11 protein-coding genes are annotated in these 11,513 nt (G+C 29.5%); 7 read left to right on the top strand and 4 right to left on the bottom strand.

The features are described 5' to 3' along the window. Positions 1-18: 18 nt before the first annotated feature. Positions 19-150 (top strand): hypothetical protein, encoded by a 132-nt coding sequence (locus CHB80_RS25025; RefSeq protein WP_262486178.1) that lies wholly within the window; start codon positions 19-21, stop codon positions 148-150. Between the two features lie 52 nt (positions 151-202). Here the strand turns inward: CHB80_RS25025 and CHB80_RS13125 are convergent, their stop codons facing one another. Beyond that, positions 203-823, bottom strand: a complete 621-nt coding sequence (locus tag CHB80_RS13125) for a carboxypeptidase-like regulatory domain-containing protein (protein ID WP_089371949.1) — start codon at positions 821-823, stop codon at positions 203-205. A gap of 147 nt (positions 824-970) precedes the next feature. Between CHB80_RS13125 and CHB80_RS13130 the strand changes: the two genes are divergently transcribed. The 4 genes from CHB80_RS13130 to CHB80_RS13150 all read left to right on the top strand — a co-directional run bounded on the left by CHB80_RS13130 (position 971) and on the right by CHB80_RS13150 (position 5,453). Next, positions 971-2,587 carry a class I SAM-dependent methyltransferase gene (locus CHB80_RS13130; RefSeq protein ID WP_089371950.1) on the top strand — a complete coding sequence of 539 codons (1,617 nt, stop codon included), beginning with the start codon at positions 971-973 and terminating at the stop codon, positions 2,585-2,587. A gap of 641 nt (positions 2,588-3,228) precedes the next feature. Next, positions 3,229-3,783 (top strand): phosphoribosyltransferase, encoded by a 555-nt coding sequence (locus tag CHB80_RS13140; RefSeq protein WP_089371951.1) that lies wholly within the window; start codon positions 3,229-3,231, stop codon positions 3,781-3,783. Positions 3,784-3,840: 57 nt separating this feature from the next. Continuing rightward, positions 3,841-4,419 (top strand): DUF4760 domain-containing protein, encoded by a 579-nt coding sequence (locus tag CHB80_RS13145; RefSeq protein ID WP_089371952.1) that lies wholly within the window; start codon positions 3,841-3,843, stop codon positions 4,417-4,419. Positions 4,420-4,538: 119 nt separating this feature from the next. Then, positions 4,539-5,453, top strand: a complete 915-nt coding sequence (locus CHB80_RS13150; RefSeq protein WP_089371953.1) for a hypothetical protein — start codon at positions 4,539-4,541, stop codon at positions 5,451-5,453. 319 nt (positions 5,454-5,772) lie between these two features. On the opposite strand, the gene CHB80_RS13155 is transcribed toward CHB80_RS13150, so the two are convergent. Further along, entirely contained in the window at positions 5,773-6,183 is a 411-nt protein-coding gene (locus tag CHB80_RS13155; RefSeq protein ID WP_143337130.1) for a hypothetical protein, read from the bottom strand. Positions 6,184-6,221: 38 nt separating this feature from the next. Here CHB80_RS13155 and CHB80_RS13160 point away from each other — a divergent pair, with 38 nt between their 5' ends. Together CHB80_RS13160 and CHB80_RS13165 are read left to right on the top strand one after the other, a co-directional pair. Further along, positions 6,222-6,959, top strand: a complete 738-nt coding sequence (locus CHB80_RS13160) for a hypothetical protein (protein WP_089371955.1) — start codon at positions 6,222-6,224, stop codon at positions 6,957-6,959. A gap of 511 nt (positions 6,960-7,470) precedes the next feature. Then, on the top strand, positions 7,471-10,755 hold the full coding sequence (locus CHB80_RS13165) for a P-loop NTPase fold protein (RefSeq protein ID WP_089371956.1): 3,285 nt from the start codon (positions 7,471-7,473) through the stop codon (positions 10,753-10,755). 58 nt (positions 10,756-10,813) lie between these two features. Here CHB80_RS13165 and CHB80_RS13170 read toward each other — a convergent pair whose 3' ends face one another. Both CHB80_RS13170 and CHB80_RS13175 read right to left on the bottom strand, forming a co-directional pair. Continuing rightward, positions 10,814-11,116 carry a type II toxin-antitoxin system RelE/ParE family toxin gene (locus tag CHB80_RS13170; protein ID WP_089371957.1) on the bottom strand — a complete coding sequence of 101 codons (303 nt, stop codon included), beginning with the start codon at positions 11,114-11,116 and terminating at the stop codon, positions 10,814-10,816. A gap of 3 nt (positions 11,117-11,119) precedes the next feature. Then, positions 11,120-11,371 carry a hypothetical protein gene (locus CHB80_RS13175; RefSeq protein WP_089371958.1) on the bottom strand — a complete coding sequence of 84 codons (252 nt, stop codon included), beginning with the start codon at positions 11,369-11,371 and terminating at the stop codon, positions 11,120-11,122. Positions 11,372-11,513 lie beyond the last annotated feature (142 nt).

An 11,513-nucleotide genomic window follows, 5' to 3' on the forward strand; every position in this document is an offset into this window, starting at 1 on the left:
GTTAGTGTATATTGAAGCATGGAAAAATTAAAAACATACGAGATTTTAAAACCCCAATGTATTTATGGAGGTGCAAACGATCATCAAGATAATGACGGTATTCCTCCTGATGAAAATGATAGATCTGATTGGGGTGTAATTGGAGGGTGAAAAACAAATATCCTTTATACGCTTTCGCGAAAGCATATAAAACATCAAACATTTACTTTCTAATGGCTTTCTGTGTAGGTAGATGCTCTCCATCTGCCACCATATTGATAAGATAAATTCCGGTTTTCATAGAAGCTACATCTAATGTAATAGTAGCATCTACGTTTTGATACGTTTTAGTCATTACTTGTTGCCCTAATAAGTTTGTAACATATACTTGAACCTCTTTGTAAGGTGAAGGCATTTTAAGATGAAAGATTCCATCTGATGATGGATTGGGGAATATAGAAGGAGATGTTTTTATGACTTCTTCAATGATTGTTATTGTATATACATAAGAACCACAAGAAATTTTTCTTGGATATCTATCTGTAAGAATGATTTCATCAAGCGATTCGTTTTCTAGTATAATCTCAATAAACTTTTGAGTGTCTATCACGATTTCTTGGGTTTGATATCCCGTATAAGAAATAGCCAGTGTATCTCCTTTTTTTACTTTTAATGTGAAATTTCCTTGGTCATCGGAAGTTGTCCCTTTCGTTGTGTTTTTAATATGAATGTTTGCTAAAGACAAATAACTTATTTCATCCATTACCGTTCCTTGAATACTAGTTTGAGCAGTTAAAGAATTGAGATAAAATAATAAGAGTACTAAAAGTGTAATTTTTTTCATGAGATAATTATTTGGTTGTTGATGTCAAACATAGGTTATACAATTGCCTTTTAAAACGATAAATGAGTGAACAGTACTTTTGAGTGAGGTAATGTTCTTAAGAATGTATTAACTTGATATGTAGCAATTTTTACTATATTTAATCATATGACTACAAAAAAGAATAATGCACTATATCGTTCAGATTTATTTAGACATTTAGATGGTATTGTGACAGCTCCTGTTGCATACGAATTGCACGCAAAAGGAATTACAACACAGTTATTAAAAGAAGATTCTTGTTTGTTGTCAGAACTCACAAGAACATATAATGCAAATGAAGGATATCTCAATGTTGCCTTGCGAGTGCTTTGTTCTCAAGGGTGGTTGCAGCAATCTATTCAAAATAATGGCGATGATGTATTGTATAGCAAAACAGCTTCTAGTGAAATTGCTTTTGGTTTATTTCATCTTTATGAAGATGTAGTCAACTTGCAGAAATTCTCGGGAAAGTTTCATGATCGTAAGTTTGAAGCAGCACCTTTTCAGATGCTAAAGAAGATTTTTACGTCTTTTAAAAAGAATTATGGAATCACGATATCCAATGATAATGCTATTGCTACGGTCCAGTATCAGGTGTTAAAACATATAGAAGGAATTATTTTAGGTCCTACGCTAGTGCATCTAGCTATGGGAGGAATGTTTCATAAATACTTTATGCAGGCAAGCTTTAAACCTGAAGAATTCCATAAAGATGCGGCTCATTTTAAAGAGTTGCTGGATATTTTATGCTATTTTGAATTGTTTGCATCTCATAATGGTACTTATGAATTTACAGAAAAAGGACTTTTTTATGCAAAACGAGCTAGTGCCTATGGGGTGACAGTGTCTTATATTCCAACATTCCGTAAGCTAGATGAGTTATTATTCGGAAACGCAAAAGCAGCCAAAGAAGCAGGAGATGGCAATAAAGAAGGACATGTAGATAGGGCTATGAATGTATGGGGAAGTGGTGGTGCACATGCGAGTTATTTTAAAGTGGTAGATGAAATTATCATTCACCTATTCAATAAACCTATAGAAGAACAACCGAAAGGGATTTTAGATATGGGTTGTGGAAATGGTGCTTTTTTAATTCACTTATATAATGTCATTGAAAAACAAACCCTCCGCGGGCGAATGCTGGATGAACACCCTCTTATTTTGGTTGGAGCCGACTATAATGAAGCGGCACTAAGTATTACAAAAGCAAATTTGGTACAAGCAGAAATCTGGGCAAAAGTAGTCTGGGGTGATATTGGAGATCCTGACCGATTAGCAAAAGACCTTCAAGATAATTATGGAATTGCATTAGGAGAACTATTAAATGTGCGTTCGTTCCTAGATCATAACCGTATTTGGAAAATGCCAGAGTCAAGATTAGAAAAGCGAATAAGTGACTCAACAGGAGCCTATGTTTTTGAAGGGGAACGTATGTCTAATGATCAGGTAGAAGATTCCTTATTAGAACATATTGAAAAATGGGCGCCGTATGTGTCTACATTTGGTTTATTGGTTATCGAATTACATACAGTACCGCCAGAAATCGTTGCAAAACATATTGGAAAAACTGCAGTAACCGCTTATGATGCTACCCATGGATTTTCAGATCAATATATCGTAGAAGTACCTGTGTTCTACAAAATACTTGCCGAAGCAGGCCTCCATCCTGACCAACGATTAGGACAGAAGTTCCCAAATTCTGAACTGGCTGCTGTGACAGTGAATTTGTTTAGGAGGGAGTAGGTTATTGATATCACTAGTACACGGAAAACCAACTATCGCAAACTAGAAATCAAATCGCCACAGGTGCTTTCTTTAGCCCAGTATATACAAAAGGATAGGGAAGTATTGCAAAATGCTGTAGCGTGCCACACAGAGGCGTTTATACCGCAAAACTAGGATCGTTTTACGGTTGCTTGTCAGCTGTTTAAAAAACTACGCACCATTAACCTAAATATCAAAAACGCCCATCAGATACGAGCATCGGTGATTACTTATTGGTTAAAGCTTCATAACATACGTGAAGTGCAATATATGGCAGGGCATCGGTATATTTCTTCAACTGAACGATTCCTGCAAGATGATATTGAGAACTTGTAAGAAATGATTGATAATTTGCATCCTATCAATTAATTACATAGATTGTAAATCCTTAAATTAAATGTATTACTCTAAACAAACCTCAATACTCATTGGGGATTATTTGTTTATTCTCCTCTGATTACGGAAAACCGTAAATATTTATTGGTTATATATATTATAATGTTTCTTAAACAAGCATACTATAAATTGAATTTAAACTTTTTTAGATTTATGTATAAGCATAAGTGGAATATAAAAGACATTTATTTTATAAAACTATTGTAGTCATTGAAAAAATAAACATGGAATATTTTACAATAATAATTTCTGTCTTAACTGGAATAGCAGCAACATTAGTTCTTAAAGACCGTATTCAGAATTTGATTTCCAATCGCTACACATGGAATAAAATTGAAAAAGGGGCAAAGGATGTAATAAATCAAATAAACATCGACGGCTATAACCCTGACTTAATTTTGGCAATCGGTCGAGGTGGAGCAATTTTGGGAGCAAATATTTCTGCAAATCTCCACCCTACATATAAACCGATGGTATACTGGGATGTATATTATACTTGGAAGGATAAAAAAAGACAGAATAACTATTCAAAAACTTCCTTAAGTAAATTTAAAGATAAAAAGATTCTCGTGGTAATAGGGAATGTCTATTCTGGGAAAATGCTCGATGACATTCAAGATCAATTACTAAAAATAAATGTAAAAGAAGTGAAATCGGTTTCACTAACAAATAGTGTTCTTTCTAAGGCTAAAGTCAATTATTTCTCATATGAATTAAATAAAAGAACTAATATGCCTTGGACTTTTAATAAAAATGGAAAGCCAAAGCATTTTGAATAAAATATTGCTATGACTTGTTAAGCCTTACAAGAAAATTAAACAAAAAACGTCTAAGAAATGACAAATTATGAAATTTGGAGTTTAATAATATCTCTAATAACAATTACCATAACTATTAGTGGCCTATTGTATGCAGGAAACCAAATTAAATTAGCAAGAAAGCAACTGAATAGTGCTCTTGAGACTATTGAACTCACTCGAGAAATACACAAGGATAATCATGACTGGAATAGGAGAATAGCATCACAGAATGTTATTAATTCCTTTAGAAATCAAAATAAAACAAAAGAACTTAGAGAATCTCTTGATCAAATTGATATTAATGATGCTATACCATTAGATACAATTATTTCAAAATTTAAAACAGATATGGACTTACAGGGTTATATACATTCTGTTTTAAATACTTTTGAAGGTTTCTCTCGAGGAGTTAATCAAGGTATTTATGATGAAGAAGTTATCAAAACTGCTTTAATGGGTACTATGACAAGATATTTTAACTGTTTTCGACCATATATAGTTCATATAAGAAAAGTAAGAAATCCAGAATTATATAGTGAATACGAGTCGCTAATTAATATTTGGAAAACAAAAATGAGTGAACCTAAGACTAGAACTAGAATAGGAAATACATAAGTTTTATTGATAAAAATGTATGTTAAATTCCAAAAATGTAAATCAAATTACATGAGTAATAAAAAATGGTAAACAATAAACTCTGTATATATCTTGACCAATTCGCAATAACTGATTTGATGGAGTCAGAAAAGGGTGAATACTGGTTTGAGATAAAAGAATTACTTCTAAAAGGATATGAAAATGGAGTTTTATTTTGCCCTCTTTCCCCTGAACACTATTTAGAAACTTCAAAAAAAGATTATGTAAGCGCTAAAGAACATGATTTGTTTTTTACTAAACTATCAGATGGATATAGTCTAAAACCTGAACTTTTTATTACTTCTCAATTAATTTCATCTAGAATTAGAAAAAATAAGATTACCCAAAAAACATATATGCACTCTAATGTCGGAGGGGTTTTTGAAAACGAAAAAAACTATTTAACGTTCAACAAAGCAAATGATGATTTTGGATATCTAATTGATAAAGGTACAGAAAGCATAAATTCATTAAGAAAAATCACTAACGGACAAAAAACTAAGTCTGATATTAAGAATCAAATGTTTAAGATTCTAAAGAAAATGCAATCTAAGTCATTCATAGAGAGACTTACTAAGCTTCAAAAAAATCAGCAATTAATGATTAGAGGTGATCAGTTTGGAGAAAAAGAAGTTCCTAATTGGATAGATCTAATAATTGATCAATTATTGAAAAAACATAAGTTTAGCAATAAAGAAATTAGAAAGTTAATTTTAGAATTTAAAAATAACGGATTTGACAATATACCAACTCTAAATATTAGAGCAACATTAGAAACTATTGCATCTATATATAGCAAAAAGACAACTCCTAATGATCAAATTGACTTTATGCGTATAATTAACGGTTTACCTATTTCAGATATATTTTTAACTGATAAGAAACGAAAAAATGAAATCTTAGAATCTGAGTTAGATATTAAATATAACACAAAAGTATTTTCTGGTGTTAAAGAAGACTTAATCAGACTAATTGAAGAACTAAAACAGTACAGAACAATAAGTGACCACTAGATAAGTGAATAGTTCCGATACAAACAATATATTCTAATACTTTGTTATAGTAATCTTTATATCGTAAAAATCGAATCGTTTTACGATTGCTTGTTGGCTGTTAAAAAAAGATTAGCATTAACTTCAAAATCAAAATATACATCAGAGACGAACATTGATTAAAGTTTTATAATATACTAGAAGGTGCAATATATGAGTGGGCATCGCTATATTTCTTCCACCGAAAGATTTGTGCAAGATGATATTGAGAATCTACAAGAAATGATTGATAGTTTGCATCCTATTTTATAAGTATAAAGATGCTGAATATAATAGTGCTTCAATTTTTATTAAGAAGTCCTATATATAATTGGCTTAAATAAAATAATACAATTAAGGTTAGTAGAATAAGAACTAATGATATCAAGGCAGATGTATTTAATTTTACTATTTGGAGTTCATCATAGAGCATGAGACTTATTTGAAACAAGTACATTGTTATTGGAATCAGAATTACAATTTTCCACCCTCTATTATTGAATATATAAAATAATACAGAAATAAATAGTGCAGTAAGTTTACCTATTAAAAGGTATGCAAATATGTATATAGGAGTTTCAGATGTTTGAAAAGTAATTAAATAAGTTTCAAAAACATTACTAGATGGTAAATTATTATAACTATAATAAAAAAAGGGGATTATCGCTATACTAATCATTACCAATCCATCCTTTTTTAATAATTTTAGCATATCTGACTTATCTCCCATTATATTAGAATATTATGAATATGAAAATTACGAATAAAAAGTATTTTGTACCAGCCTTAATTGCTTTATGTACAATTACAACTACTTTAATTTTTAATAAGCTTATAAATAAATCTGAAAGAGAGCCGACATATACTTTTAAAAAAGCACCAACACTTATTTTTGATTCTAATAATACTTCATCAAAAATTCAATTTTACTATAATGATATTGCAGTCAATTCGAATGTTTATGTAGCAAATATCATTATATGGAATAATGGAAAATTAGAGATCAAGAGAGAAGATATAAGGAATAACTTAAAATTTATTGAAGATGAAAATATAAAAATATTGGAATATGAGATAGTAAACCAGTCTCATGACGGACTGGGGGATTTCAAATTAAAAAGAGAACAGAATGATCTAATCTTAGATTGGAAAAATTTTGATCCAGGTTTTAGTTTAGAGGTTAAAATTATTTACTCTGCAAAAGACAACAAGGAAATTCTAATGGATGGATATGTAAAAGGAAACGAAATGATTAAATCCAATGCTCGAAAAGAATCTAGTCCCTTATACATACTCGTAATTATATGCTTACTCGTTGCATTAATTTTTACAATTTTTAGGATGATCAAAAGTAAAGCAAATCTTTTGAATGAAAATAAAGATTTAGATTTAAAAAGTAGATCAGCAAATTTTATATTAAATGCATATCTATTTTTAGCAGCTATTTTATTAATAGGCTTTTCTTATGTTCTTTATAATGTTTTTTGATTCCTAGACTACATGGGAACTTGAAATTAAATCGCCACAAATCCTTTCTCTGGCAGAGTATATACAAACTAGCAGGGGAAGTACTACAGGAATCGATTGGATGTCACACAACCGCTTTTATATCTCGTAACGGGGATCGATTACCGTTACGGACTGGCTGTTTAAAAAACTGCATAGGATCAACCATAATATTAAAGATATCAGCTAAGAGCATCAGTCATTACCCATTGGTTAAAACTTCACAACATACGTGAGGTGCAATATATGGCAGGGCATCGTCATATTTCTTCCACCGAACGATTTGTGCAAGATGATATTGAAAACCTACAAGAAATGATTGATAATTTGCATCCTATCAATTAATTACTGTATCTTACAAATCCCTTAAATTAAATGTATTACTCTAAATAAACCTCAGTATTCACTGGGGATTATTTATTCCTCCCTTCATTACGGAAAACCGTAATAAAATAATCTTAAATAATAGGAATTTAGTATTAAAATACATTTTATGAGTGAAAAAAAATTTCCTCAATTCATATCAAATCAGCCTCAAGGAATAGATAGTTTTGGGGGTTCCCAAAAGAAGATAGCTAATAAAGTTTCTGAAATAATTAAAAAAGATTTATTAGAAACAAAAATTATTGGTCTCGAAGGTGATTGGGGAAGTGGGAAGTCAAATGTAGTTAGGATTATAGAAAAGAAATTAAATAGCGAAGGTTATCATACATTTATTTTTGATGCATGGGGTAATCAAGAAGATTTGACTAGGAAATCTTTCCTTGAACAACTTATAAATGAATTATTTGATAAAAAATTTCTAACTAATTCAGAAGAATGGCAAAAACTAGAAAACCAACTTCTAGCTAAGACTTCCAGATCATTAAAGGAGAAGTATCCAAAAGTAAAGAAACATTGGTTTTTCATAATGTCCTCATTTGTTTTACTTGGAATTCTGACAGGTTTCTATACTCTTGTTTTAAAAGATAAAGAAGTATTACCTATAATACATTTTGGAGTATGGAAAACCATAATTAGTGTTTATTTAGCGCCTTTTATCTTATTAGTAATTGGACTTGTTAATATAAAAAAAGAGTATAGTGTTGCTAGGCAGATAAATAAAGATAAAAATGAAAAAGACAAGGAAACACAATGGGATACTTTAGGGAAAATACTTTATTGGTTTAGTGGACAAGATATCTTGACAGAAGAAACAGAAAGGATTATTGAAGAAGACCCTACTGTCTTAATGTTTAGAGAATACTTTTATAAAATCGAAAAGGATATTTCTTCTAAGGGTAAATTATTAATAGTATTCGATAATTTAGATAGACTAGATACTGATAAGGTCAAATCATTATGGTCTTCTATACATACATTTTTTGCAGAAAGTAAAACCCAAATCAATTCTTACATTATTATTCCTTATAATAAAAGAGAACTCATATTACAACTTGGAGAGGGGGGTGTTGGAATAGGGTTTATTGAAAAATCCATAGCTATAAACTTCAGAGTTACACCACCAATAGTTACAAATTGGGAGATGTTTTTTAAGGATAAGTTGACATTAGCTTTCGGAGAGGAATTAATTAATCAATCAGATAGAATTGAGCTTATTACTATATATGATTTGTTATCAGAGGATAAAATAATTAATCCTAGAAAAATAATTAATCACATTAATGAACTTGTTTCTCTTTACTTGCAATGGGAAAAAGAAATTAAATCTAAGAAAATCAAAATTAAATATCTTTCATTATTCAGTTTGAAAAAGGATGATATTATATATGACCCGTATACTGAAATTCCATTAAGAAATTATTTATCATCATTAGAAAACTTATTTCCAGATAAAGAAGAATTAGATGAAATAATAGCAGCTTTAACTTTTGGAATACCTCGAGAACATGCAAATGAAGTATTATTATTAAGAGAATTTCAGGCTAATTTGAGGATAGGTGATTCTAAAGCCTTATTGTCTGCGTCTGATCATTCAGCATTTTCAAATTATTTCAATAAAGCATATTATTCAGCAGGGTTTCCTAAAATAGTTAAACATATTGATAAAATATTAATTTCTTTAAAAGAGAAGTTGCCTGAATCATTAATGAACTCATTTTGGAATGATGTAGCCGATAAAATTATTACATACGATTCAGAGTTTAATTCTTTTACTTTAAAACATGAAAATATCTTACTTAATATTGATGAATTTAAGGGCCGTAAGGTTATTAATAAATTAATAGATACATTAATTTCTAAACTTGAAGATGAAAAAACGAAAGACCAAAGTAATTATTTTACTCAAATTCAACTTCTCGAAAGTTTTTTAATCGAAAAGGGTATTTTTAATAGTAAAATTGATGAATTTCTTAAGCCAGTTTATTTTGATGCAATACCTTATTTAGATTTTGTGAATAAAGAACCTAGTAAATTTAATAGTTATAAAATTGATTGTAAAGAAGAAAATTTAACCAATTATATAATCAATGAAGATAATACGATTAATATAGAATATCTTCTTCCATATATTAAGGAGTTCTCAATTATTAAAGGTAAAAAGAATTATAAGTTTCAAGATATTCAAGATAATGTTAAAGAACTGATTGAGAATATTAATCATGATCAAAAGAATGATTTAGATGACCTTTTAAAAGTCGTAAAGGCACTAAATGAAAAATATGTAACGTTAAAATTGACAGATACGTTCTATTCACAACTTACACTTAATAAATTAGATTCTGATAATATCTATTATGATGCTTTCTGCATAGGGTTAAGTAATTTCGAAAACGCTTATCGCCAAAGAAATTTTCAAAATACTCTCAACACACTAAATGAAACCCATATTGAAAATATTTGCTCAGTTATAGAATGGTACTTGTGTTATAACGATATTTTAGAATTAGTGACAACGAATTCAAATGCGCAGAAGTATAGTAGTTTAAAGAGTATTGCATTGAAAATAACAGAAGAACCACGGGGAATTTCTAAATTAAATTTAGATTGGGTTCTAGCTAATTTTTCGAAAATAGTAGAAAACGTTTTTGATTCTGATCCTACCAATGAAGGTCTGTTTATTAAAAGACTAAGAAGTTGGGATAAAAGTTTAAAAATAAAAATAGAAGATATTGATGAGAAATTGTTTAAACATTTTAATGTTAAAAATAATGCTCTTATAGATGCAATAGTAATAAAAACTTTAGAATATTATAAGTCATTGTCAAAAGATAAAATCCTTACCTCGTTTATAGATAAAAATAAAGATTATGAAGTACTAACTCACCTGGTTGGGAATTCATTGATTAAGAATTTTTCTTCTGATTTTTATAGTGCCATTGATGATTACTTTAAAAAAATAGCAAAACAAGACTTAGTTTGTGGTAATTATAAATTTTGGGATTCTTTAATGGACAAATTAAATAAAGTGAAATTAAAATCAACGTTTACGTCTGTTCGAGATATATTAATAAATGATAGAGGAGAAATTAATGAAGATGAGATTAGCTTTTTTGAAAAAGGTCTTATCGAATATGGAAATTTAATAAAAAAACCTGATGATAGTTGCCTTAAGTTTATCATCCCAATGATTAAATCAAATAGAAACTTTAATGTATTTCTTCAAAAGAATGAGAAATTAATTAAAGTCGCAGAATCTTCAGAACATATTGAAACTGTTAAAGGTGAATTAGAAACTAGAATTAAATCAAAAGAGTATGCCAAGAATGAGACATTGAAAAGTATTACAAGTTATTTAAAAATAAAACCTACAGAAGAAGAATCGGAAGACATCTAATTAATTTATGAAGATTAGAATAAAGTTATCAATATAAATTATGAAAAACATATGAGACTTATTCTATAAGAATACCTTCAGGATTTTTTTGAGTAGGGTACACACGAGTAATAAGTACTATTTTATTTATAACCCTATAAAGCACTCGAAATTTCTTTTTAATAATTGCTCTACGACAAGAAGGATCATATTCATCTACCTGCCATTGCTCAGAAAAAACCATTTCTTCTGCGCCATTTAGGATATCAATAATATGCTGATGTGCTTTTTCAGGAGAAGTCTTTTGGTAGTATTCTAGAATATCATCGAGGTCTTTATCAGATTGTGGAGACCAGACAATCTCATCAAAATTTAATCTCATAAATTATACTCCAAACTTTTCTCTTAGTTGAGAAGTTGTTTTAAAATCACCTTTTTTGAAAGAAGCTACGGCTTCTTCATTGTTAGCAATATATTGTTCACGAGTAAGGGGAGTTCCGTCAATAGTATAAGCGACAATAGCATCATCAGAAGTATTTGTATGCTTTGCAAAATCAAAAAGTACTTTCAGATATTTCTCATCTGAAGTGTTATTTATGATTTGGATTAATTTGTCTTTAAGTTCTATTGCTCCCATAATTAGAGGTATTATATCACAAATATAACGAAAGTTCCTCTCACTATAGTATGGGTATCAAAAATCTATCCAAAAGGATTATGACAATATATAACAATTCAGTAGCTTCGTAAGGATTACAAATGGGCTGTTTAAAATTACA

This window comes from Dokdonia pacifica (genome assembly GCF_900188275.1).
Lineage (GTDB): Bacteria > Bacteroidota > Bacteroidia > Flavobacteriales > Flavobacteriaceae > Dokdonia > Dokdonia pacifica.

Excerpts from the sequence above, each read along its gene's own strand:
- CHB80_RS25025 (WP_262486178.1), top strand. The coding sequence starts at position 19 with ATGGAAAAATTAAAAACATACGAGATTTTAAAACCCCAATGTATTTAT.
- CHB80_RS13125 (WP_089371949.1), bottom strand. The coding sequence starts at position 823 with ATGAAAAAAATTACACTTTTAGTACTCTTATTATTTTATCTCAATTCT.
- CHB80_RS13130 (WP_089371950.1), top strand. The coding sequence starts at position 971 with ATGACTACAAAAAAGAATAATGCACTATATCGTTCAGATTTATTTAGA.
- CHB80_RS13140 (WP_089371951.1), top strand. The coding sequence starts at position 3,229 with ATGGAATATTTTACAATAATAATTTCTGTCTTAACTGGAATAGCAGCA.
- CHB80_RS13145 (WP_089371952.1), top strand. The coding sequence starts at position 3,841 with ATGACAAATTATGAAATTTGGAGTTTAATAATATCTCTAATAACAATT.
- CHB80_RS13150 (WP_089371953.1), top strand. The coding sequence starts at position 4,539 with ATGGAGTCAGAAAAGGGTGAATACTGGTTTGAGATAAAAGAATTACTT.
- CHB80_RS13155 (WP_143337130.1), bottom strand. The coding sequence starts at position 6,183 with ATGCTAAAATTATTAAAAAAGGATGGATTGGTAATGATTAGTATAGCG.
- CHB80_RS13160 (WP_089371955.1), top strand. The coding sequence starts at position 6,222 with ATGAAAATTACGAATAAAAAGTATTTTGTACCAGCCTTAATTGCTTTA.
- CHB80_RS13165 (WP_089371956.1), top strand. The coding sequence starts at position 7,471 with ATGAGTGAAAAAAAATTTCCTCAATTCATATCAAATCAGCCTCAAGGA.
- CHB80_RS13170 (WP_089371957.1), bottom strand. The coding sequence starts at position 11,116 with ATGAGATTAAATTTTGATGAGATTGTCTGGTCTCCACAATCTGATAAA.
- CHB80_RS13175 (WP_089371958.1), bottom strand. The coding sequence starts at position 11,371 with ATGGGAGCAATAGAACTTAAAGACAAATTAATCCAAATCATAAATAAC.